This window comes from Ruegeria sp. CDSB113 (genome assembly GCF_059611045.1).
Genome location: NZ_JBXWOU010000001.1, coordinates 389156 through 411739 on the forward strand (window position 1 = coordinate 389156; position 22584 = coordinate 411739).

20 protein-coding genes are annotated in these 22584 nt (G+C 57.5%); 13 read left to right on the plus strand and 7 right to left on the minus strand.

Features of this window, described 5'->3' with window-relative positions; translation table 11 throughout:
* Nucleotides 1–6 precede the first annotated feature (6 nt).
* The 5 genes from AC2FIS_RS01940 to AC2FIS_RS01960 form a co-directional block, all read right to left on the minus strand.
* Nucleotides 7–567, minus strand: a complete 561-nt coding sequence (locus AC2FIS_RS01940; RefSeq protein WP_496771776.1) for a sarcosine oxidase subunit gamma — start codon at nt 565–567, stop codon at nt 7–9.
* Complete coding sequence (locus tag AC2FIS_RS01945) at nt 560–3505, minus strand: sarcosine oxidase subunit alpha family protein (RefSeq protein ID WP_496771777.1); 2946 nt, start codon at nt 3503–3505, stop codon at nt 560–562. The genes AC2FIS_RS01940 and AC2FIS_RS01945 overlap by 8 nt, the downstream gene beginning before the upstream one ends.
* Entirely contained in the window at nt 3502–3789 is a 288-nt protein-coding gene (locus AC2FIS_RS01950; protein WP_282168437.1) for a sarcosine oxidase subunit delta, read from the minus strand. The genes AC2FIS_RS01945 and AC2FIS_RS01950 overlap by 4 nt, the downstream gene beginning before the upstream one ends.
* 13 nt (nt 3790–3802) lie before the next feature.
* Entirely contained in the window at nt 3803–5053 is a 1251-nt protein-coding gene (locus tag AC2FIS_RS01955) for a sarcosine oxidase subunit beta family protein (RefSeq protein ID WP_058277766.1), read from the minus strand.
* Nucleotides 5054–5130: 77 nt separating this feature from the next.
* Nucleotides 5131–5994: a LysR family transcriptional regulator gene (locus AC2FIS_RS01960; protein WP_496695255.1), complete on the minus strand. Its 864-nt coding sequence runs from the start codon at nt 5992–5994 to the stop codon at nt 5131–5133.
* 107 nt (nt 5995–6101) lie between these two features.
* Between AC2FIS_RS01960 and AC2FIS_RS01965 the strand changes: the two genes are divergently transcribed.
* From AC2FIS_RS01965 to AC2FIS_RS01990, 6 genes are read left to right on the plus strand one after another with little or no spacing between them, the layout of a single operon-like run.
* The gene (locus AC2FIS_RS01965; RefSeq protein ID WP_058271883.1) at nt 6102–6701 is read left to right on the plus strand and encodes an amino acid synthesis family protein; all 600 of its coding nucleotides are present in this window, start codon (nt 6102–6104) and stop codon (nt 6699–6701) included.
* Nucleotides 6673–7452 (plus strand): alpha/beta fold hydrolase, encoded by a 780-nt coding sequence (locus tag AC2FIS_RS01970; RefSeq protein ID WP_496771778.1) that lies wholly within the window; start codon nt 6673–6675, stop codon nt 7450–7452. The genes AC2FIS_RS01965 and AC2FIS_RS01970 overlap by 29 nt, the downstream gene beginning before the upstream one ends.
* The gene (locus tag AC2FIS_RS01975) at nt 7449–8369 is read left to right on the plus strand and encodes a flavin reductase family protein (RefSeq protein ID WP_496771779.1); all 921 of its coding nucleotides are present in this window, start codon (nt 7449–7451) and stop codon (nt 8367–8369) included. Before AC2FIS_RS01970 ends, AC2FIS_RS01975 begins: the two co-directional genes overlap by 4 nt.
* Complete coding sequence (locus AC2FIS_RS01980; RefSeq protein WP_496771780.1) at nt 8369–9403, plus strand: LLM class flavin-dependent oxidoreductase; 1035 nt, start codon at nt 8369–8371, stop codon at nt 9401–9403. The genes AC2FIS_RS01975 and AC2FIS_RS01980 overlap by 1 nt, the downstream gene beginning before the upstream one ends.
* An 8-nt stretch (nt 9404–9411) precedes the next feature.
* Nucleotides 9412–10890: an aldehyde dehydrogenase gene (locus AC2FIS_RS01985; protein WP_496771781.1), complete on the plus strand. Its 1479-nt coding sequence runs from the start codon at nt 9412–9414 to the stop codon at nt 10888–10890.
* Between the two features lie 43 nt (nt 10891–10933).
* Complete coding sequence (locus AC2FIS_RS01990; RefSeq protein ID WP_496771782.1) at nt 10934–11800, plus strand: urea carboxylase-associated family protein; 867 nt, start codon at nt 10934–10936, stop codon at nt 11798–11800.
* Here the strand turns inward: AC2FIS_RS01990 and argE are convergent.
* Both argE and AC2FIS_RS02000 read right to left on the minus strand, forming a co-directional pair.
* Nucleotides 11797–12954: an acetylornithine deacetylase gene (gene argE / locus AC2FIS_RS01995; RefSeq protein WP_496771783.1), complete on the minus strand. Its 1158-nt coding sequence runs from the start codon at nt 12952–12954 to the stop codon at nt 11797–11799. The two genes, AC2FIS_RS01990 and argE, sit on opposite strands and share 4 nt — an antisense overlap.
* Nucleotides 12951–14135 (minus strand): M24 family metallopeptidase, encoded by a 1185-nt coding sequence (locus tag AC2FIS_RS02000; protein ID WP_496771784.1) that lies wholly within the window; start codon nt 14133–14135, stop codon nt 12951–12953. Before AC2FIS_RS02000 ends, argE begins: the two co-directional genes overlap by 4 nt.
* A 195-nt stretch (nt 14136–14330) precedes the next feature.
* Here AC2FIS_RS02000 and AC2FIS_RS02005 point away from each other — a divergent pair, with 195 nt between their 5' ends.
* The 7 genes from AC2FIS_RS02005 (at nt 14331) to AC2FIS_RS02035 (ending at nt 22564) form a co-directional block, all read left to right on the plus strand.
* Entirely contained in the window at nt 14331–15476 is a 1146-nt protein-coding gene (locus AC2FIS_RS02005) for a M24 family metallopeptidase (RefSeq protein WP_496771785.1), read from the plus strand.
* Nucleotides 15473–16180 carry a maleate cis-trans isomerase family protein gene (locus AC2FIS_RS02010; protein ID WP_496771786.1) on the plus strand — a complete coding sequence of 236 codons (708 nt, stop codon included), beginning with the start codon at nt 15473–15475 and terminating at the stop codon, nt 16178–16180. The genes AC2FIS_RS02005 and AC2FIS_RS02010 overlap by 4 nt, the downstream gene beginning before the upstream one ends.
* Nucleotides 16181–16329: 149 nt before the next feature.
* A complete protein-coding gene (locus tag AC2FIS_RS02015; RefSeq protein WP_496720180.1) occupies nt 16330–17421 on the plus strand; it encodes an ABC transporter ATP-binding protein in 1092 nt (363 codons plus the stop codon).
* Nucleotides 17422–17532: 111 nt separating this feature from the next.
* The gene (locus tag AC2FIS_RS02020; RefSeq protein WP_108858772.1) at nt 17533–18624 is read left to right on the plus strand and encodes an extracellular solute-binding protein; all 1092 of its coding nucleotides are present in this window, start codon (nt 17533–17535) and stop codon (nt 18622–18624) included.
* 69 nt (nt 18625–18693) lie between these two features.
* Nucleotides 18694–19965, plus strand: coding sequence for an ABC transporter permease (locus AC2FIS_RS02025; protein WP_496771787.1), 1272 nt, complete (start codon nt 18694–18696; stop codon nt 19963–19965).
* 5 nt (nt 19966–19970) lie between these two features.
* Complete coding sequence (locus AC2FIS_RS02030) at nt 19971–21182, plus strand: ABC transporter permease (RefSeq protein ID WP_496771788.1); 1212 nt, start codon at nt 19971–19973, stop codon at nt 21180–21182.
* Nucleotides 21183–21343: 161 nt separating this feature from the next.
* On the plus strand, nt 21344–22564 hold the full coding sequence (locus AC2FIS_RS02035) for an aminopeptidase P family protein (RefSeq protein ID WP_496771789.1): 1221 nt from the start codon (nt 21344–21346) through the stop codon (nt 22562–22564).
* Nucleotides 22565–22584: the final 20 nt, after the last annotated feature.

Sequence of the window (22584 nt, forward strand, 5' to 3'; positions counted from 1 at the left end):
GTTGTTTTACAGCGCCGACCGCATTGCAGTGACGATGGCATGATGCAGCGACCCGGCGGATGAACGGGGGCCATAAATGCTGAACGACTCGTCTGACCGACAGAGAACAAAGCACCCAATGTGGTGAATTGAGCAACGGGCGACGCTGCCCGCATCGATATTGCGCAGGTCAAGCATAGATAACAGTTCCAACACCGCCGGAATCTGGTCGCCGTTCAGGTCGAACCGTGTCCACCCGTCGGTCTGTTCTGTCACTGACACGGTATCGCCCAAAGCGGACTTCACTTGATCAGTAAGCTCTTCGTGCGTGTCAAAAGGCGCCTCGATCATCCACTGATCCGGACCGGCCCAAAAGGCAGTGACAGTGTCACCGGCATGTTGGCCGATACCAGGTGCAGGGGCACCGATCAGTTTTGCCAGGGCTTTGCTGGCTTTGGTTTCCTGTCCCATCCGCGCGGCGACGGATGCCAGTGCGACGCCCGGAACTTCCGAACACGTAATCCCGCCAACAGTATCGACCTGCGGTTCGGACCCGCCCAATGCGGTTATTGCAACTAGATCATGCACGCAGACGCTCTCCTTCGGGGTCAACGAAATGGGCCGATACGATTTCGACCTCGACGGTCAGGTCGGTCAATGGGGACACAAGGCGCATTTTCTCGCCCATCCGGTTTGCGCCGTCCTTTAAAAGACCCAGCCCGATATTGCTGTTCAGAATGGGCGAATACGCAGCCGAAGTGACATAGCCCTGATCGTGCGCGGCATCCACCGGGCCGGTCGTGTTCATCAAATGGCCACCAGCGGTGACTTTTTCTTCGGGCGATACCGGTTTGATCCCGACCAGCCGCAGGACATCCGGTTCTACTAAGGCCTCTCGTTCGGACAGGGTCGATCCGATGCTGTCTTTCTTTTTCGACACCATCTTACCCAATCCAAGATTCAATGCCGTTGTGGTGCCATTCAGCTCGTTTCCGGCGGCGTGGCCCTTCTCGATCCGCATGACGCCCAGCGCTTCGGTGCCGTAAGGGACAACCTCAAATTCTTCACCCTCGGTCATCAGACGCCGCATCAGCGCATCGCCATAGCGTGAGGGCACCGCGATTTCGAACGCCAACTCTCCCGAGAATGAGATCCGGAACAGCCGCGCGCGCAACCCGCCGCAGACCGTAATGTTGCCACAGCCCATGAACGGGAACGCGTCGTTTGAAATGTCGAATTCAGGGTCGACGATCTTTTGCAACAGCTTGCGCGAATTGGGACCAGCGACAGCATATTGCGCCCAGGATTCGGTGGTCGAGATCAGCTGCACATCCATATCCGGGAACAGGCATTGGCGCACAAATTCCATGTGACGATAGACATTTACCGCGTTGGCCGTGGTCGTTGTGACGACAAAATGATCCTCGGCCAGACGCGCGGCTGTGCCATCATCCATCACCATGCCGTCTTCGCGAAGCATCAGGCCATAGCGGGTTTTTCCCACGGGAAGCTTGGCGAAACCGTTCGCGTAGACGCGGTTCAGGAAATCAGCCGCGTCCGCGCCCTGCACGTCGATTTTTCCAAGTGTCGTACAGTCGCACACCCCGACGGACGCGCGGGTCTGGCGCACTTCACGGTCCACTGATTCACGCCAATGAACCTCACCGGGCAGGGGAAACCACTGCGCGCGCAGCCAGTTGCCGACCTCGACAAATACAGCGCCCCGTTCCTTGGCCCAGTAATGCGAGGGCGTCAGGCGCGTGGGGTGGAATTCTTGTCCCTTCATCCGACCGGCGAAGGTGCTGATCGGAACAGGCGTGTAGGGCGGGCGGAAAATGGTTGTCCCTGTTTCGGGGATCGATTTTCCGGCCACCTCGGCCATGATCGCCAATGCGCTGATGTTCGAGGTCTTGCCCTGATCAGTCGCCATGCCAAGGGTGGTATAGCGTTTCAGGTGTTCAACTGACCGGAACCCTTCCTGATAGCTGAGTTTGACGTCCTTGACGGTCACGTCATTTTGCTGGTCCAGCCAAGCGCGTTTGCAGCCTTCGACATACCAGAACGGTTTCTGCGCGATCGGAGTATCCTCGGCCTCGGGCAAGACAGGCTGAGCAACGCTCAGCTCCAGCGCTGCCGCGGCAGCCTCGGCACCGGATTGCAATGCACCTTGCGTAGACATCACTCCGTTCGCTGCACCCGCGACAGTCAATCCGACGGGCAGATTTGAACCGGGCACAAAGGCGGCCAGATCGTCGTTCCAGACCGGACGCCCGCGCTGATGGCAGGTTAGGTGTACATTCGGGTTCCAACCCCCCGAAACGCCCAGCGCGCCGCATTCCAGCGTGCGGGTCGAGCCGTCGGGCAGGGCAACTTCGACAAAGGTCAGACCAAGACGCCCCTTGGTATTCACAACCTGAGCGCCGCTCAGGACTTCGTAATCGTAGTTGACCGGAGCATCCTCACGCATATCGATAACGGCGCAAATGTGAACGCCCTTGGCATGCAGGTCGACAGCGGTGCGGTGACCGTCGTCGTTGTTGGTAAAGATCGCCACGCGCTGAGAGGCAGTGGCCGCGAACCGATTGGCATAGGTTCGCAACGCGCTGGCCATCATGATGCCAGGGCGATCGTTGTTTTCGAACGCGATGGGCCGTTCAGTCGACCCCGCACACAGCAAGGCTTTCTTGGTGTAGATACGCCAAAGGATCTGGCGCGGTTTACCGGCGGGCAGGGTGGCCACATGATCCCCGGTGCGTTCAACAGCGCCATAGATGCCGTGGTCGAAGGCGCCGATGACAGTGGTTCTGGCCATCAGCCGGACGTTCGGCATGGAGGACAGTTCTGCCACAGCCTGCGCGGCCCAATCGTCGCTGCCTAGATCGCCAACCGAAAATGTCTCGCTGTTCAGACGTCCGCCGAACCGAAAATCCTCATCAGCCAGAATAACGTCCGCACCCGCGCGTCCTGCAGTCAGGGCTGCCATCAAGCCCGATGGACCCGCGCCGATGATCAGCAGGTCGCAGTGGCGGAACCCTTTGTCATATTCGTCGGGATCAGCCTCCATCGACAAAGAGCCAAGGCCCGCGGCGCGACGGATGATCGGCTCATAGACTTTTTCCCAAAAAGCCGCCGGCCACATGAAGGTTTTGTAGTAAAACCCGGCGGACAGGAAATTCGAGAACAGATCGTTCACGCCAAGCGCATCGAATTTCAGGCTGGGCCAACGGTTCTGCGATTGCGCCTCAAGCCCGTCAAACATCTCGGTCGTTGTGGCCCGTGTGTTGGGTTCCTGCCGGTTGCCGGAGCGCAGCTCGACAAGGCCATTGGGTTCCTCGGATCCGGCAGTCAGTAGGCCGCGCGGGCGGTGATACTTGAACGAGCGTCCGATCAACCGCACGTCATTGGCCAGCAAAGCCGAAGCCAGCGTATCGCCGGGATGGGCGGTATAGTTGCGGTTGTCGAACCGGAAATTCACAGTGGTATTGCGGTCGATCTGGCCACCGCTCAGCCTGTTGTTCTGGGTCATTTGGATCGCCCCCGCGCGCGGGCCACATCGCGGGCCAGTTCTACCTTGGAAATCTCATGTGTGGTGGTGTCGCGGGTAACGACCAGCCACGACCGGTCGCCAGCCTCGTGATACCACAGTTCTTGATGCTTGCCTGCGGGATTGTCGCGCAGATAGCCGTATTCATAGAACGCGTCCGCCGCGTCTTCGGCCTGCCAGTCCGGGCGGTTGATCAGTGACGCGTCACCCAGATAGGTGAATTCAGATGCGTCACGCGGGCCCAGAAGGGGATGGTTGATAATCATTCTCGTGCTCCCCTCAGTGCAGGTTGGGCTGGTTGCCCACGCCCTTTTCGTCGATCATCCGGCCCGTGCGGAACCGGTCGAAGCGATAGGCCGTCGCGGTAGAGTGCGGTTCGTCCTTCGCCAACAGATGCGCAAAACAGTAACCGGACGCCGGGGTCGCCTTGAACCCGCCGTAGCACCAGCCACCATTGAAATAGAGTCCCTCGACCGGAGTGCGGTCGATGATGGGAGAGCCATCCATAGACATGTCCATAACACCGCCCCACATGCGCAGCAGACGGGCGCGCCCGATCATCGGCATCAACGAGACGCCGCCTTCGCAGACATCCTCGACCACCGGCAGATTCCCGCGTTGCGCATAGGTGTTGTAACCGTCGATGTCGCCGCCAAAGACGAGCCCGCCTTTGTCGGACTGGCTGACATAGAAATGTCCGGCCCCATAGGTGATGACGCTGGGCAGAACCGGCTTCAGACCTTCGGACACAAACGCCTGTAACACGTGGCTTTCAATCGGCAGTCGCATGCCCGCCATGTTCATCACCCGGCCCGAGTTACCGGCAACAGCGCAGCCGACTTTGTTAGCCCCGATAAAGCCCTTTGAGGTCTCGACGCCCAGGCATTTGCCGTTCTCGATACGCAGACCAGTGACTTCGCAATTCTGGATGATGTCGACACCGTGGCTGTCCGCGGACCGGGCAAAGCCCCAGGCCACCGCATCATGGCGCGCGGTGCCGCCCCGTCGCTGGGCCAGACCGCCTTTGATCGGGAAACGCGCGTCGTCGAAATTCAGATAGGGGTGTTCTTTGCGTACCTGATCGGCATCCAGCAATTCGGCATCTGCACCGTGCAGGATCATCGCATTGCCGCGCCGCGTATAAGCGTCGCGCTGACCATCCGTGTGGAACAGGTTGAGTATTCCGCGCTGGCTCATCATGGCGTTGTAGTTCAGGTCTTGTTCAAGCCCTTCCCACAGTTTCATCGAGAATTCATAGAACGGCTCATTCCCGTCCAGCATGTAGTTCGAGCGAACGATTGTCGTGTTCCGCCCGACATTGCCGCCGCCGATCCAGCCCTTTTCGACAACCGCGACATTGCGATGACCGTAGACCTTGGACAGATAATGGGCCGTCGCCAGCCCATGACCACCACCGCCTATGACGATGATGTCGTAATGGGCTTTGGGTTCGGGGTCACGCCAGACCGGTTTCCACCCTTTGTGGCCGGTAAGCGCCTCTTTGATGACTCGAAAGCCTGAATATCGCATGAATCGGACCTTTTTTGCCAGAATTCACTATTTTCCTGCTCAGCGATATCCTCAGATGCGACATTGGTGTGTCTGAATCAGACCCTTTGGTGTGACGAGCCGGGAACCAATTGTGAAAACCATGATACAAAGGCGTCAACCTCGGGTGATGCGCGCTGCACGGCCAGAAAGTACCCTTCGGCCGCTGGAGCAGTCTCATCGAAGGCACGCGCGACCTGTCCGGTCTGCAGAGCGTGATCGGCGATAAGTGCATTCACCAAGGCCACGCCGTTCCCGGAAGCCGCCAATTGCAAGGCGAGCCCGTAAGAATCGACATAATAGGCCGGGGTATGGATTTTATGACCGGTGACTTCCGCCCATGTGGACCAGTTGTCTGACGTTCCCACGGCCTCGATCAGGGGCAAGTCCTGAAAAGCGCCAACCAAGCCAGGCGCTTTTACTGCGATCAGGTCATTCGGCAGTAACGGTTTTGCATCCCGCCCGACTTGTTTTTCTGACCCGAACCGGATTTCAACATCGGCGCGCAGGGCCGAGTATTCATCCGGCCAGATCGTGCTGACAAAGCGAATGGACGTATCTGGGTTTTGGTCGCGAAACTGGGGCAGGGCAGGGGAAATTAACCATTCGATGATACTGATCGATGCTGCAACAGTGACGTGCTTAGCCCGTTCCTCTGCCAAATACGGAGAGGCGGCGGATTGCAGCAATTGCAGTGCGGCTTCGACCTGCGGCAGCAGCTTTCGCCCTTCATCCGTCAAGGAAAGACCGCGCGGATGCCGATGAAACAGGACGACGCCAAGCCGGGATTCCAGCGACCTGATTTGCTGGCTTACGGCGGATTGGGTCAATCCGATTTCATCCGCCGCAGCTGTTGAGCTCAACCTTCGGGCCGCGGCCTCGAAAGACCTGAACCATGTAAGGGGGGGCAGTGTTTTGGGCATGTGCAACCGACCTAGTAGCTTTGTTAATACCTAAGACCCAACTTCTTTCGTTTGTCAAAGTGCCGGCCAATCAAAGATATTTCTCGTACTCAAGATTGGGGGATAACGTGCAGCCGGAAATTCGTAAAATAGTGACCTTCGACGAAGAAGTTCTGATCGAAGGATATCGCAAAGCCGAACGGCCGTGGCGCATGTTTGCTGTAGCAGCGGTTGTTACCAACCCTTGGGCTGGACGTTTCGTCGAAGATCTACGGCCGGAAATTTTGGCCTATGGCCCAATCCTGGGTCAAGAACTGACCGACAGGATGATCGCGCTTGCCGGAAGCGGTGAGGCGATTGAGGCTTATGGCAAGGCCGCGGTTGTGGGGCTGGACGGAGAGGTTGAGCATGCCTCGGGCCTGATCCACACGCTGCATTTCGGGAACATCTTCCGGCAGGCGGTTGACGCCAAGTCCTATCTTTCATTCACCAACACCCGGGGCCCGGCGAACACACCGATCATGGTGCCTCTGATGGACAAGAATGATGCGGGCCGCCGGTCACACTATCTGACGCTGCAATTCGCCATCCCCGACGCGCCCCGTGCGGATGAGATCGTCGTGGTTTTGGGCGGAGCAACCTCGGGCCGTCCGCATCATCGAATCGGCGACCGTTATCAGGACTTGAAGGATCTGGGCCATGACGTGGACAACCCGGCCTCGGTCTGACATCGGCGGGCTCGCCGCGATAGACGAAGGTAAAGGCCCGCTTGTGGTTCTGCTCCATGGCGTTGGCTTGCGCGCCGAAGCCTGGGGCGCGCAGATCGATGCGCTGTCTGCCGCCGGGTATCGTGTTCTGTGTCCGGATATGCCCGGGCACGGAGAAACCCCGTTCCAAGGTGCTATTGGGCTGGATGGATACGCCAACCCGATCGCGGCCCGATTGACCGAGCCTGCCGTTCTGATTGGGCATTCCATGGGGGCGTTGATTGCTTTGGACATTGCGGCATCGGGGCATGATCAGGTGAGAGGCATTGCCGCGTTGAACGCAATTTACCGCCGAACCCCTGAAGCGCGTGCGGCTGTCACGACCCGCGCGGCGGCACTGGATGCTGTGGCCATGAACGAACCTACCGTGACCTTGCAGCGTTGGTTCGGCGATCAGGTTTCAGAAGAAGGCGAAGCCTGTTCGCGTTGGCTGAAAGATGTTGATCCGGGGGGCTACAAAGCAGCCTATACCGTCTTTGCCGAAAGCGATGGCCCGACTGACGCACAACTGGGAAACATCAAGTGCCCGGCACTGTTTATGACGGGCGAGGATGAGCCAAATTCCACACCGGGCATGTCACAGGACATGGCGCAGAAGGTGACAAAAGGGCGTGTCGAAATTGTTCCGAACGCCGCCCATATGATGCCCATGACGCACCCGGCTGACGTTAACGCAAATTTGCTTGAGCTCGTTCGGAGGTGCCTGCCATGACCGAGATTGACACTCGCGCCCTACGTGATGCATTCGGCAACTTCATGACCGGCGTAACGGTTGTGACGACCCGGGATATGTCCGGTAATCCGGTCGGGTTCACGGCAAATTCCTTCACGTCTGTGTCGCTTGATCCGCCTTTGTTGTTGGTGTGTCCCGGCAAGTTTCTGTCCAGCCACGATACCTTTGCCGGATGCACACATTTTGCGGTGAATGTTCTGGCAGATGGGCAGCAGGGCGTCTCCAACACTTTCGCAAGTTTCAAGGGCGACCGATTTGGTCGGGTGGCGCATCGCGACGGAGCCAATGGCTTGCCGCTGATCGACGGAGCGCTGGCGCAGTTCAGCTGTGAAACGCATCAGGCGCTGCCCGCAGGCGACCACACGGTTCTGATTGGCCGAGTCACAGACTTCACCCATATCGGTGGAAACGGTCTGGGTTATGTGAACGGGTCGTATTTCAGTCTTGGACTTGAGCGTGAGATGGACGCGCAGGTTCCGACAATCTGCGGTGCGATTGTTGCGGCAAATGGCAAAGTTCTTCTGGAACGCCACAAAGGCGCGTTTCGCCCGGTTCAAATCGCCGGTGCGGAACCCGGGGGGCAACGCAACAGGTTGGCACAGGGCCTTTCCGATCGGGGCATTCGGGCACAGATCGAACAGGTCTATTCTTCGTTCAACGATGCCGAAACGAACCTGCACTATACGTTCTTTCTGGCGTCCTGCGGTCAGACCGCCGAGACGGACAATGCCGAATGGGTAGACATCGGCGATCTGGCCGATCTGACTTATGCCAGCAAAAGTTTGCACCACATGATGACCCGCTACGCCCTCGAAGCCCGCGAAGGCGTTTTCGGGCTGTATCTCGGTGACGCCGAGCGCGGCGAAATTCACAGTTTCGGTAAAGGAGCCATTTGATGGAGTTTTCACTGTTTGCCCACGTGGAACGTCTGACCCCGGATCAGCCTCACGATGTTCTGTATGATGAATTCGTGAGCCTGGTGAAGATGGCTGATGACGGGGGCATGCGGGCAGTTTGGACAGGTGAACATCATGGGATGGAGTTCACCATTGCCCCCAACCCGTTTCTGTCGCTGGTCGATCTGGCGCATCACACGCGCAATGTTCGGTTGGGGACCGGGACGGTAATTGCGCCGTTCTGGCATCCCATCAAACTGGCCGGTGAAGCTGCCGCAGCGGATCAGATGACGAAAGGGCGTATCGAGTTGGGGATCGCGCGCGGTGCGTATTCCTATGAATATGAACGCCTGATGCCGGGAATGGACGCATGGGAAGCGGGGCAGCGCATGCGCGAATCCACACCGCTGTTGCCGCAGATCTGGCAAGGCGACTGCGCCCATGAAGGCGAGTTCTATGCGTTTCCGGCGGCAACTTCGGCGCCGAAACCTTATCAGGAGGACGGCCCGCCAATCTGGATCGCCGCGCGGGATCCTAACAGTCATGAATTCGGCGTTCACAACGGATTCAATATTCAGGTCACCCCGCTGTGGCAGGGCATGGAAGAGATCGAGACCCTGATGGGGCGGTTCAACGATGCCTGTGACAGCTACGCGGGTCCGCGCCCCAAGATAATGTTATTGCACCACACCTATGTCGGCAAAGATGACGAGGATGTTGCGCAGGGCGTGCAAAATCTGCGCCGGTACTACAATTACTTTGGTGCATGGTTCATGAACAAACGGCCAGTTGAACAGGGCTTGATCAAGCCGATTGCCGAGGCCGAGATGGATGCGAACCCGATGTATACCAAAGAAAAATTGGGCCGTGATCTGACAGTTGGGACCGCGCAACAGGTGATCGACAGGATCAAGCGCTATGAAGATCTGGGTTATGACGAGTTTTCGTTCTGGGTCGACAGCGGCATGACCAACGAACGCAAGCGCGCCTCTTTGGCGCGATTCATCGACGACGTGATGCCGGCATTTCAGTGAGGACCACCATGGCAAACCTACCGCATTTTCAGCTGTTCATTGACGGCGTCTGGACCGAAGGTTCAGCCTCGCAGGTCATGACGTCCGAGAACCCGGCCACAGGCCAGGGGTGGGCCACATTCGCGTGCGCCTCGCCCATAGATGTTGAGCGCGCCATCGCCGCTGCCAAACGGGTTCTGGATGACCCGGAATGGCGGGATATGACACAGACCCAGCGGGGTAAGCTGCTGTACCGCCTTGCTGATCTGGTGGCAGAAAACGCCGCGCGTCTGGGTGAGTTGGAGACGACCGACAGCGGAAAGCTGTTGGCGGAAACCTCGGCACAAACCGGATATGTTGCCGATTACTACCGCTACTATGCGGGTCTGGCAGACAAGGTCGAAGGCACGGTCCTGCCCATCGACAAGCCGGACATGCATGTCTTTACCTCACGAGAACCGATTGGCGTCGTGGCCGCGATCGTGCCGTGGAATGCGCAGATGTTCCTGACCGCGACCAAGCTGGGCCCGGCGTTGGCTGCCGGGTGTTCCGTTGTGCTGAAGGCATCGGAGATTGCGCCCGCACCCATGCTGGAGTTCGCCAGGTTGATCGAACAGACCGGGTTCCCGCCCGGTGTTGTGTCGGTGATCACCGGTGATGCCGAAAACTGCGCGATCCCACTGACCCGCCACCCGGATGTCGACCGAATTGCCTTTACGGGTGGGCCTGAAACTGCACGCCATGTGGTGCGAAACTCGGCTGAGAACTTTGCAGTCACGTCATTGGAGTTGGGTGGCAAATCCCCGATCCTCGTGTTTGAGGACGCCGATTTGGACGGTGCAGCAAACGGCCTGATCGCAGGTAATTTCGGCGCATCCGGTCAGAGCTGTGTGGCGGGTACGCGCGGACTGGTGCATCGGTCAATCCTTGGGCCTCTGGTCGAGCGGATCGCCGAAAAGGCCAGCGCCATCCGTTTGGGTGATCCTTTGCAGCCGGAAACGCATGTCGGTCCGCTGTGTACCGCGGCGCAAGTGCATAAAATTGCAGACACACTGGGCAAGGCTCGAGGGCAGGGTGCGACGATCCACTTCGGGGGAAAAGCTGCCGACCGTCCCGGAAACTATATGAACCCCACTTTGGTCGAATGCGCGTCCCCCGAAACCGAAACGTTGAAAATCGAAATGTTCGGGCCGGTGATGTCCTTGCTGCCGTTCGATACCGAAGAAGAGGCTATCGCGCTGGCAAACAGCACCCCTTACGGGTTGGGGTCGGGGGTGTTCACGCAGAACCTTGCGCGCGCACACCGTGTGTCGAAACGGATCAGGGCGGGTATTTGCTGGGTGAACACCTACCGCGCAATCTCACCAATCGCGCCGTTCGGCGGGTTCAACCAGTCGGGCTATGGTCGCGAGGCCGGCGTTGAGGCGATACTGGATTACACCAGAACCAAGACAACCTGGATCAGCACCGCGCAAGAGCCGATGGCGAACCCTTTCATAATGCGCTAAGGATTCGGAAAGGCAGGGATTTCCGCAGGGAAGTGAGGGGCGCATGAAACTGACGAAACCAAACTTCCCATCACCGGCCGATGCCGCCGACCGCAAGGCCATTGCCCCAGTAATTTGCTATCCGCCAGACGCGTTGCAGCAGCCTGATATGATTGGTTTGGGCAAACTGCGCGAGGGTGCGGTAAAGGTGGCCGAGGTCACTGCGGCGCCACGCGATGCGGCATGCATTGATGTTCCGGCTGGCGCTTTTGTCAGGGTGGTTTCGGTCGACGGTCCTCAGGTTGGCGACCTGAACATGTGGAATAAGCATGACCTGACCGAGCGGTTCTATTCCGGCAAAACCCGCGCGCTGCATGGCACGCATCTGTCTACCGGCGACCGGATGTGGTCGAGCTTTCCCAACATGCGACCGATGGCGACGATCATTGCCGATACGCTGGATTGGTACGGGTTCGATACCTATGGCGGTTCTGTCCATGACGTGATTGGCACACGGTGTGATCCGTATACCGGGCGTTTGCTTTCAGGGGATGACTATCACTATTGCTGTCATTCAAACCTGACCCGCGCGCTGGCCGGCCATTGCGACCTGCCGCTGCATGAGGCCGAAATGCTGGTGCATGACGTGCTGAACGTGTTCATGTGCACCGGATTTACCCGCGATACGGGCCAGTATTTCATGAAGGCCAGCCCGGTGCGGCCTGGCGATTATCTCGAGTTCTACGCTGAGATTGACCTGATCGTTGGCCTGTCTGCGTGTCCCGGCGGGGATTGTTCGTCGGAACATTCCTCGGATACCGCTGCCTGCCATCCGTTGTTGATGGAAGTCTACGATCCCGGCGAGGAAGCACGCGCGGCGCATGTCCAACCGGGTCGATCAAAATACGACCGGACGCACGGAACCGGTTAACGGGTCAGGCGCTGACCCAATCGGGTCAGCATTCTGCAGCACAGGTCCAGCTGTTCGATTTCAAGGAACTCGTTTGCCTTGTGGGCCTGTGCGATTGAACCCGGCCCGCAGACAATTGCGTGAACGCCCAGTTTCTGGAACAAGCCCGCTTCGGTCGCAAAGGCGACAACGCCAGTGCCATTCGCGCCGGTCAGTTCGGCCACCAGATCACGGGCCGCGTTTTCTTCCATGGGTTCAAGGCCTTCGACCTCGGCGATGGCCTCTTGCGTGATGCTCGAGTCGCTGTGGACTGCTTGCATCTCCGGTAACAAGGAATGCTCCACGTAGTCCGCAAGGGTCTTTTTGACGAGGTCGGCGTCACTTGCCTGCACGGGTCGCATCTCCCACAAAACCTCAGCCTTGCTGGCTATGACGTTATGGGCAACGCCCCCAGAGATTTGGCCGATATTGACGGTGGTCCAAGGCGGCTCGAACCGGCTGTCGGCGGGCGCGCGGGATTTGAGGATATGGCGCAGCTCCAGCAGTTTGCCGATATATCGCGCGGCATACTCCGCAGCATTCACCCCGTCATCGGGGGCAGAGCTGTGTCCCTCTAACCCGGTAAAACGGGTCGTATATTCAAAGCAGCCCTTGTGCCCCTCAATCACGCGCATCTCGGTCGGTTCGCCGATAATGGCGATGTCCGGAACGATGCCGCGTTCAGACAGGTCGTCGACCAGAGTTTGCGCACCAAGGCAGCCGACTTCCTCGTCGTAGGTAAACGCAAAGTGCAGCGGTTGGCTCAGCTTGCCCGCATCCAGCGTCTCACCGAAAGCTACCGCCGCAGCGATGAAGCCCTTCATGTCGCATGTGCCACGACCGTAGAGTTTGCCGTCGGTCTCGGCCATCTGAAACGGATCAGTTGTCCAGTCCTGATCGGCCACTGGCACAACATCCGTATGGCCGGACAAAAGGATGCCGCCGGGTTGATCAGGCCCCATAGTGGCAAACACATTGGCCTTTGCCCCGGTCTTGTCCCGCGTAACGATACACCGTGCGCCCAATGCCTCGAGCCGTTCGGTCAGGTAGCTGATCACTTCCAGATTCGAGTCCGCAGACACCGTCTCAAAAGCGATCAGGTCGGCCAAAATTTCCATGGTTCTGGGTAAAGTCATGGCTTCACAAACAGCTTTCTGGGGCGGTTGCAGAAACATTCGGCAGGTCCGGAATCTGTGATGAGGATCGGCTCAGTGATCTCCAACCCCCAATCATCCATCCAGAGGCCGGGCATGAAGTGAAAGGTCATGCCCGGTTCCAGCACCGTCTCATCCTCGGGGCGGAGAGAGATCGTGCGCTCGCCCCAGTCCGGTGGATAGCTGAGGCCAATCGGATACCCGCATCGCGCGCCGCGCTCGATACCCGCCCTTTCCAGAGGGGCAGCCAGAGCCAACGCGATATCACGCGCCTGATTGCCGGCCCGCGCGGCCTCTAGTCCCGCTTCAAGACCTTCTACCAGCGCGGCTTCAGCACGAAGCAAATAGTCGGGTGGCTTACCCAAAAAGACCGAGCGGCAGAAGGGCGCGTGGTAGCGGCGATAGCAGCCCGACAGTTCGAAAAATGTACACTCTCCGGATTTGAACGGTTCACCATCCCAAGTCAGGTGTGGTGCGGCGGCATCCGGGCCGGACGGGAGCAGCGGCACAATGGCCGCGTAATCGCCCCAATCCTCGCCAACTCCGGTGACTGCGTCATGGTAGATTTGCGCGACGAGGTCGTTCTTGCGCATACCCGGTTCGATGCGCTCCAATACGCCGTCGGTCACATGCTCGGATATCTGGGCAGCTTTTCGCATTAGCGCAATTTCCTCATCGGATTTCACGGCACGCTGCCAGTTCACCAATGTGTTTGCGTCGACCAGCTCTGCGTCGGGCAACTCTGCCAGCAAAGTCAGGTGCGCTTTGGCTGAATAATAATAATTGTCCAACTCGACACCGATCCGCCCCTTCGCGATACCAGTATCCGCAATCAGCGCTGCCAGATCCTGCATGGGGTGACGCACGGTGGATTGTACGTATTCGTCCGCATAGCCATAGATACGGTCATTGGGCATCCAAACAGTTTTACGTGCGCCATTGGCATCCTGATTTCGGCCCCACCAGATCGGGTCAGCATCCTGAAGCACAAGTACCCCTTGATGCACGTAGAATGACCAGCCTTCATACCCGGTCAGCCATGCCATGTTTGAAGGATCTTCGACAAACAAGGCATCCAAACCCGCCGCTGCCATGGCGGCGCGGGTCTTTGCCAATCTGCGGTCATACTCGGCGCGGCTGAAGGCCGGATCTGAATGGGGCATTTTAGGCTCCTGCCTTGGGCGAGTTTTGTTGACAGAACTTGACGAATGCGATCACGTCAATGGGCATCACGGGAAAGACACCAAATTGAGAATCTCACCTCCCCCCCATCGCGGCGGCCAAAAGCTGATCAATGGCGCTTGCTTGAGAATTGACGCGGACGCGCAGGTTATCTGCTTTTTCTCTGAGGTCACGAAATGAGGGGGTTTGACACATCTGAGTTTGCAGCACGAACGGAACGCGCGCAAAACAAGATGCAGGCCTCTGATCTGTCGGCGCTGTTGCTAACGACGGAACCTGAGGTCCGATATTTTACCGGCTACCTGACGCGGTTTTGGGAAAGCCCGACACGGCCTTGGTTTCTGATTGTACCTGCCAGTGGCAAGCCGATTGCGGTGATCCCTTCGATCGGGGCTGCACTTATGGCCGAGACATGGCTCGACGATATCCGAACCTGGGCTGCGCCGGATCTGGTCGATGATGGCATTACTCTTTTGGCCGATACGCTTCGCGAGGTGACCCCCAGCGACGCTAAAATTGGATTGCCCGATGGGCATGAAACGCATGTCAGGATGCCGTTGGCAGACCTTCGACGTCTGCAACAGGCAGTCGGTCAGCGAGACATTTGCGGCGACGACGGGATCGTACGCGCGCTTCGGATGGTGAAATCATCAGCGGAGATTGCAAAGATCGAAACGGCATGTGCCATCGCCGGGCGCGCCTTTCAGAGGGTACCCGAAATCGCCAAAGAAGGCGTGGCGCTGGATGCTGTGTTTCGCCGGTTTCAGATGCTGTGCTTGGACGAGGGGGCCGATTGGGTTCCTTACCTTGCCGGCGGTGCGGAACAGGGCGGTTACTCTGACGTGATTTCCCCGGCATCGGATACGCTGCTGCAGCATGGTGATGTATTGATGCTGGACACCGGCCTGGTTTGGGACGGGTATTTCAGTGATTACGACCGCAACTGGTCAATAGGGTCCGCGAACGCGCAGGTTAAGTCAGCCTACGGTGCATTGATTGAAGCATCGGATGCGGCATTTGAGATTGCGCGCCCCGGTGCCACGGCCGCGGACTTGTTTCAGGCGATGAACTCTGTGCTGTCGCGCCACGATGCTGACACTGGGGCAGGGCGTTTGGGGCATGGATTGGGGATGTCGCTGACGGAATGGCCGTCCCTCATACCAACCGACCACACAGTTTTGGAACCAGGCATGGTCTTGACGCTTGAACCGGGCATTGCCGTGGGTGGGAAAATCCTTGTCCACGAAGAAAACATCGTCATAACCGAAGGAGAGCCCCGCTTCCTTAGCCCGCGCGCTGGTATGGAGTTGCCCGAGATATGACGCGTTTACCTTATACCGTTGATGCAGATGATCCCGCCACGTCCCCAATGGGCCTGATCGTCTTGCAGACAGACGAGACCCTTGAGCCGGAGTTCAACGCGTATTTTTCTGATCGCAGCTGTCCCATTTACGTCTCTAGAATTCCCAGCAGCAAAGAGGTGACGACTGATACTCTGGCGGAAATGAAAACGGCACTGCCTGCCGCTGCTGATTTGTTGCCCAAGACGCGACCATATCGAGTGGTCGGATACGGGTGCACCTCTGCCAGCTCGGTGATCGGCTCGGAACAGGTCGAACAAATGGTTCAAAAAACTTGCGAGGCGGCGATTGTTACAAACCCGTTGCGCGCGGCCTCGGCCTGCGCCCACGAACTTGGCGTAGCAAAGTTTGCACTTTTGTCGCCATATATCGAAGAAGTGAACGATCCCTTACGCAGTGCTTTTGCGCAAAATGGCATCTCAATGGATGTTTTTGGCACCTTCGGGGAAGCTGAGGAGGCCAAGGTTGCCCGGATTTCCCAAGAATCTCTGATCGACGCCGCGGTGAATCTCGGGCGGGACGATTCGGTTGAAGCTATTTTTCTAAGCTGCACGAATCTAAGAACTTTCGACGTTATCCCGATTGTGCAGGAACGCCTTAAAAAGCCAGTACTGTCTAGCAATCAAAGCCTCGCATGGCACATGCGTAAGTTGAATTCTGCCTAAAAACTCTGCTGCTTCCTTTCTAATAGTTACCCACGTGTCATATTTTGGTTGCGTGCCGCACCCTGCATGTCCTTAAATGGCCGCGACAGGTCTTTGAGATCCGGATGAACCGGGCAGGCAAGGACTGCACAGGGGAGACTAATCGGTAAATGTCTAATGACGCAGCGTTCGTCGAGTTTCAGCATGTCCAAAAATCTTATGATGGCGAGATCCTTGTTGTAAAAGACCTTAACCTTTCCATGCCGAAGGGTGAGTTTCTTACAATGCTTGGGCCCTCGGGATCCGGCAAGACAACTTGCCTGATGATGCTGGCAGGGTTTGAAACAGCCACACATGGCGAGATTATGTTGGACGGACGGCCGATCAACAACATCCCACCGCACAAGCGCGGTATCGGCATGGTTTTCCAGAATTACGCTCTTTTTCCGCACATGACGGTGGCAGAAAATCTGTCTTTCCCTCTGGAAGTGCGGAATATCGGCAAGGACGCAAGAGAAGAGAAAGTCCGCCGGGCGCTTGATATGGTGCAGATGGGGGCCTTTGGCAGCCGTCGACCGGCGCAATTGTCCGGTGGTCAGCAACAGCGGATCGCCCTCGCGCGCGCGTTGGTGTTCGAACCCGAGTTGGTTCTGATGGATGAACCTCTGGGCGCGCTTGATAAACAGCTGCGCGAGCATATGCAGTTTGAAATCACGCGTCTGGCCCATGAACTTGGGATTACGACCGTCTACGTGACCCATGACCAAACCGAAGCGCTGACAATGTCGGATCGCGTTGCCGTATTTGACGATGGGCGCATTCAACAGCTTGCGCCGCCGGATCTTCTGTATGAAGAGCCAGAGAACAGCTTTGTTGCTCAGTTTATCGGTGAAAACAACACGTTGGAAGGCGTTATTAAGTCAATTAACGGCGACGAATGTGTTGTGGCGCTGGATGACGGATCTGAAATTGACGCCAAGCCGGTCAATGTCCATGCGGCAGGTGATCGAACGAAAGTGTCGATCCGGCCTGAGCGTGTGGAATTCAACAAGGATCGCCTGCACGCCGATGCGCATACCCTGAAAGCAACGGTGAAAGAGTTCATCTACATGGGTGATGTATTCCGGTTCCGGCTTTCAGTTGCCGGGAACGACGACTTCATCATCAAAACGCGAAACGCCCCGGACGCGATCAAACTGTCACCGGGCCAAGAAGTCGAGATCGGCTGGCTTGCGCGTGACTGTCGGGCGTTGGACGCCTGATCAGGGAACAACCCGTTCACGACACCAAAGTGCGCGGGGAAAGGCATGGGTGGGTTACCCCGTGGCCCAACCAAAAAGATCAAAATTAACGGGAATAACAGGGAGTTAACGATGAAAGTAACAAAAACCACTCTTATGGCAGGTGCTATCGCGGCAGTTGCCGGCGCTGCATCAGCCGAAGAAATGACAATTGTCTCATGGGGCGGCGCATACTCCAAGTCGCAGCTGAAAGCATATCACGAGCCCTATTCCGAGAAGTCCGGCGTCACGATCCTGAACGACGACAGCTCGGCCGAGGCGGTTGCGAAACTGCGTGCGATGAACGAAGCGGGTAACGTTACCTGGGACGTGGTCGACGTTGTGGCGGCAGACGCAATTCGTCTGTGTGACGAAGGTTTGGCGCTGGAAATCGATCCGGACACCATGCTGGCCCCGGCACCTGACGGAACCTCAGCTGCCGATGATTTCGGTGACTTGCTTGTCAGCGAGTGTTTCATTCCGCAAATCGTTTATTCGACTACATTCGGGTATCGCACGGATCTGGTGGGTGACACACCGCCGTCGGATGTTTGCGCAGTCTTCGATCTGGAAGCGTATCCTGGCAAGCGTTCGCTTGAAAAGCGTGCCATCAACAACATGGAATGGGCGCTGATTTGTGATGGCGTAGCCAAAGACGACGTCTATGACGTGCTGGCGACTCCTGAAGGGCAGGATCAGGCCCTGGCCAAGCTAGGCACCATCAAAGACAACGTTGTCTGGTGGTCTGCAGGCGCGGACACGCCGCAGTTGCTGGCGGACGGCGAGATCATCATGGGTTCGACCTATAACGGTCGCCTGTTCAGCGTGATCGAAGAGCAGAAGCAACCCGTTGCAATGCTGTGGGATGCGCAGATCTTTGATCTGGACGGCTGGATTATTCCTGCTGGTCTGAGCGAAGAGCGCCAGAAGCGCGCGCTGGACTACATTATGTTCGCAACCGATACGCAGCGCCTGGCGGATCAGGCCAAGTACATCTCGTACGGTCCGGCCCGCGCATCTTCGGCGCCGCTGGTGGGTCAGCACGCGGACCTGGGCATCGACATGGCACCTCACATGCCGACCGATCCCGAGAACGCCAAGAACACGTTCCTGTACAACTACGAGTTCTGGGCTGACTATCGCGATGACATCGAAGCAAAGTTCCAGGCTTGGCTGGCGAAGTAATCGCTGATTGAACCAAAAAACCAGCCGGGGCCAAGTTGGGCCCCGGCGTCAAAAAGTCAGGGAACGCAGATGAGCGACGCAACTCAATCAGGTCCGATGTTGGCGGCAGATGGTACGCCGCTGAAGAAATCACTGGCGCGTTCATTGCGTCGGCGTAAATTGCGGGCGTTGGCTCTGGTTGCGCCACTTTTGCTATTTGTACTGCTTTCCTTCGTCATCCCTATCATTTCCATGCTATTCCGATCGGTCGAAAACGGGATTGTCTCAGAGACACTTCCTTTGACAGTCGTTGAGTTGCAGCATTGGGACGCCGAGAGCGGGGAATTGCCGGACGAAGCTTTGTATGAAGCATTTATTCGCGACATGGTTGTTGCTGTTGACGCCAAGCAACACACAAGACTGGGTACCCGCCTGAACTATGAGCAGACGGGTATGTCGTCGATGTTCCGAAAGTCCGGTCGCCAGATCAAACGGATAGATCCGGAGGCTGATGGTCCGTTCAAGGACAAACTAATCGAAATTCACGAAGGCTGGGGTGACGTTGATACATGGCGTGTGATCAAAACGCATGCGGTGCCGATCACCAATGGATACTTCTTGAACGCCGTTGATATGCAACGCACGCCAGAAGGTGCGCAGGCCCAGCCTGAGGACAAACGTATCCTGATCAAGCTGTTCGGCCGGACATTGTTCATGTCGCTGATCATCACCGGGTCCTGTATTCTGCTGGCCTATCCGGTCTCATACCTCTTGGCCAATCTGCCGATGCGCGTTTCGAACATGCTGATGATTTTGGTACTGCTTCCGTTCTGGACATCGCTGCTGGTGCGCACTTCAGCATGGAAAGTGATGTTGCAACAACAAGGGGTGATCAACGAAACGCTAGTCTGGCTGGGGCTTGTTGCAGATGATGCCAGGTTGGTGATCATCAACAACCAGTTCGGCACGATTATCGCGATGACGCATATCCTGCTGCCGTTCATGATCCTGCCAATGTATTCGGTCATGCAGACGATCCCGATAACCTATACACGCGCGGCCAAATCGATGGGGGCAACGAACTGGACCACCTTCTGGAGGATTTACTTCCCGCAATCCATTCCAGGTATCGGCGCGGGCTCGATCCTCGTGTTCATTCTGTCCATCGGCTACTACATCACGCCCGAGATCGTGGGCGGCACCAAGGGTGTCTTCATCTCGAACCGGATTGCGTACCACATCTCATCCTCTCTGAACTGGGGACTGGCTGCGGCGCTGGGGACGATCTTGCTGGCGGTCGTTCTTCTACTCTACTGGTGCTACGACAAGATCGTTGGCATTGATAACGTCAAGCTGGGATAAAGAATATGGCTGCACTTACACCAATATCCCGCAAACCGTTGTCGGTGGTTCTGCCGGCTGTCGCAATCGCCGGAGGGTTTCTGGGCATGTTCGTTGGAGCCGGGCAGGGCAGCGTCCTGCTGGGTATCCTGATCGGCGCTGTTTTGATGGCAGGGTTAGCATGGCTGTATATCAACCTGCTGGACAACGAACGTGTTGCGCGCTGGATTACGATTCTGGGCCTGGCCGCAATCGGATTTTTCTTTGCAGGCATTACAGGCTTGATCGTCGGGCTGCTGGCAGGTTGGTTCTTTGCCTTCTTCATCTTCTGGCTTTACGAAGGGCGCTATCGGCAAAAATTGCTGCCTTACATGACGGCAGGTCAGGTGTTGTGGCACTTTTCTTTCCGGGTGATCTGCGGGGCGATCTTCGTGTTCCTGATCACCCCGATCCTTGTGGTTCTGCCGCTGTCTTTCAACGCGCAAGACTTTTTCACCTTCACGCCCGAAATGCTGCGTCTGGACCCTGAAGGGTATTCACTGAAGCATTACCGCGACTTCTTCACCAACAATGAATGGCAGCGCAGCTTCAAGAACTCGTTGATCATCGCACCAATTGCGACCGTCATTTCGGTATCGCTTGGCACTCTGGCGGCGATAGGTCTCAGCCAGTCGCATGTTCCGGGGCGTCGGGCCATCATGGGCATTTTGATCTCGCCAATGATCGTTCCGCTGATCATCTCGGCCACGGGTATGTTCTTTTTCTACAGCGACATCGGCCGCTTTATGGAAGGCACGCTGGGCATGAACAAGAACTTTGTTGGCTATGTGAAAGTTGTTCTGGCCCATGCGGTCTTGGGGATTCCCTTTGTTATCATCACGGTGACCGCCACGCTGGTTGGCTTCGATCAGTCGTTGACGCGTGCTGCTGCGAATATGGGTGCGGGTCCGGTGCGGACGTTCTTCAAAATCCAGATGCCGCTGATCCTGCCGGGTGTGATTTCGGGCGGATTGTTTGCCTTCATCACTTCGTTTGACGAAGTTGTGGTGGTTCTCTTTGTCGGATCAGCCAGCCAGAAAACACTGCCATGGCAGATGTTCACCGGCCTGCGCGAACAGATCAGCCCGACCATTCTGGCCGTTGCGACCATCCTTGTCGTGATCTCGATCGCGCTGCTGACCACGGTTGAACTGCTGCGGCGGCGGTCTGAACGCCTGCGGGGTCTCACCCCGGCTTGACGCGACTCAAAAGCTGATTTAGCGATTTCACCATGTACCCCGGTCACGATGGCGTCGTGACGCAACGCGGGGTGCATGGCTCTCGGATCCCGAGGCCGCTCGTCCTGAACGCCGGGACTTGTGGCCGGGCGATGCCAGTCCGGCGTTGAGGAGAGTCAAAGATGAAAGATCTGAACAACCGCCCCGAGTTTTTCACCTGCCATAACGGTGACAAAGCGCCGTTGCCATTCAGCCGGGCTGAATACGACCGTCGCCTTGCCAGCCTGCGCGCGACGATGGCGGCACGGGACATTCCCGCAGTTCTGCTGACGTCGATGCAGAACATCGCTTACTACTCGGGCTTCCTGTACTGCTCGTTTGGTCGCCCTTACGGCTGTGTTGTAACGCAGGATGCCTGTACCACGGTTTCGGCCAATATCGACGCAGGGCAGCCCTGGCGCCGGTCGGTCGAAGAGAACGTGATCTACACCGATTGGAAGCGGAACAATTACTGGCGTGCCGTGGCCAGCCTGATCGGCTCTGCCCGCCGGGTCGGTATCGAGGCGGACCACATGACCCTGGCAATGCGCGACACTGCACTGGACATGTTGGGTGGGCCGGAACTGGTCGATATCGCGCCTGATACGATGGCTGCGCGGATGGTGAAATCAGCCGAAGAGATCGAATTGATCAAAGGCGGCGCGCGTACTGCGGATGTTGGTGGCGCGGCTATCCACGCCGCGATCCGTGAAGGCGCGACCGAGATCGAGATCGCCATGGCCGGACGTGACGCAATGGAGGCCGAGATTGCCCGCGCCTATCCGGATGCCGAATACCGCGACACATGGGTTTGGTTTCAGTCAGGCCTGAACACAGATGGTGCACATAACCCGGTCACCAAGCGCGCGTTGGAAAAGGGCGATATCCTATCCCTGAACACTTTCCCGATGATTTCAGGTTATTACACAGCGCTGGAGCGCACTCTGTTCCTAGGCGAACCCGACGCCGATAGCCTGCGCATCTGGAAAGCCAACGTTGCCGCGCATGAGCTGGGTCTGAGCCTGATTAAACCCGGCGCGACCTGCTCGGGGATCTGCGAGGAAATCAACAGCTTCTTCGCCGACGAGGGTCTGCTGCAGTACCGGTCCTTCGGGTACGGCCACTCCTTCGGTATCCTTAGCCATTACTATGGGCGCGAGGCAGGCCTGGAATTGCGTGAAGACATCGACACGGTTCTGGAACCCGGCATGGTAGTCTCGATCGAACCGATGTTGTGGATTCCCGAAGGTCAGAAAGGCGCTGGCGGATACCGTGAGCATGACATTCTGGTGGTCGAGGAAACCGGTGCCGAAAACATTACCGGCTTCCCCTATGGACCCGAACACAACACGATTAGCGCGTAATCGATCCGGCAAGAAGGGCG

What these genes read in the sequence shown, in the direction of transcription:
- AC2FIS_RS02020 (WP_108858772.1), top strand. Translation starts at nt 17,533, where the DNA reads ATGAAAGTAACAAAAACCACTCTTATGGCAGGTGCTATCGCGGCAGTT.
- AC2FIS_RS02005 (WP_496771785.1), top strand. Translation starts at nt 14,331, where the DNA reads ATGAGGGGGTTTGACACATCTGAGTTTGCAGCACGAACGGAACGCGCG.
- AC2FIS_RS01970 (WP_496771778.1), top strand. Translation starts at nt 6,673, where the DNA reads ATGACGTGGACAACCCGGCCTCGGTCTGACATCGGCGGGCTCGCCGCG.
- AC2FIS_RS02010 (WP_496771786.1), top strand. Translation starts at nt 15,473, where the DNA reads ATGACGCGTTTACCTTATACCGTTGATGCAGATGATCCCGCCACGTCC.
- AC2FIS_RS01990 (WP_496771782.1), top strand. Translation starts at nt 10,934, where the DNA reads ATGAAACTGACGAAACCAAACTTCCCATCACCGGCCGATGCCGCCGAC.
- AC2FIS_RS02030 (WP_496771788.1), top strand. Translation starts at nt 19,971, where the DNA reads ATGGCTGCACTTACACCAATATCCCGCAAACCGTTGTCGGTGGTTCTG.
- AC2FIS_RS02000 (WP_496771784.1), bottom strand. Translation starts at nt 14,135, where the DNA reads ATGCCCCATTCAGATCCGGCCTTCAGCCGCGCCGAGTATGACCGCAGA.
- AC2FIS_RS02015 (WP_496720180.1), top strand. Translation starts at nt 16,330, where the DNA reads ATGTCTAATGACGCAGCGTTCGTCGAGTTTCAGCATGTCCAAAAATCT.
- AC2FIS_RS01975 (WP_496771779.1), top strand. Translation starts at nt 7,449, where the DNA reads ATGACCGAGATTGACACTCGCGCCCTACGTGATGCATTCGGCAACTTC.
- AC2FIS_RS01945 (WP_496771777.1), bottom strand. Translation starts at nt 3,505, where the DNA reads ATGACCCAGAACAACAGGCTGAGCGGTGGCCAGATCGACCGCAATACC.
- AC2FIS_RS01955 (WP_058277766.1), bottom strand. Translation starts at nt 5,053, where the DNA reads ATGCGATATTCAGGCTTTCGAGTCATCAAAGAGGCGCTTACCGGCCAC.
- AC2FIS_RS01980 (WP_496771780.1), top strand. Translation starts at nt 8,369, where the DNA reads ATGGAGTTTTCACTGTTTGCCCACGTGGAACGTCTGACCCCGGATCAG.
- AC2FIS_RS02025 (WP_496771787.1), top strand. Translation starts at nt 18,694, where the DNA reads ATGAGCGACGCAACTCAATCAGGTCCGATGTTGGCGGCAGATGGTACG.
- argE (WP_496771783.1), bottom strand. Translation starts at nt 12,954, where the DNA reads ATGACTTTACCCAGAACCATGGAAATTTTGGCCGACCTGATCGCTTTT.
- AC2FIS_RS02035 (WP_496771789.1), top strand. Translation starts at nt 21,344, where the DNA reads ATGAAAGATCTGAACAACCGCCCCGAGTTTTTCACCTGCCATAACGGT.
- AC2FIS_RS01950 (WP_282168437.1), bottom strand. Translation starts at nt 3,789, where the DNA reads ATGATTATCAACCATCCCCTTCTGGGCCCGCGTGACGCATCTGAATTC.
- AC2FIS_RS01960 (WP_496695255.1), bottom strand. Translation starts at nt 5,994, where the DNA reads ATGCCCAAAACACTGCCCCCCCTTACATGGTTCAGGTCTTTCGAGGCC.
- AC2FIS_RS01985 (WP_496771781.1), top strand. Translation starts at nt 9,412, where the DNA reads ATGGCAAACCTACCGCATTTTCAGCTGTTCATTGACGGCGTCTGGACC.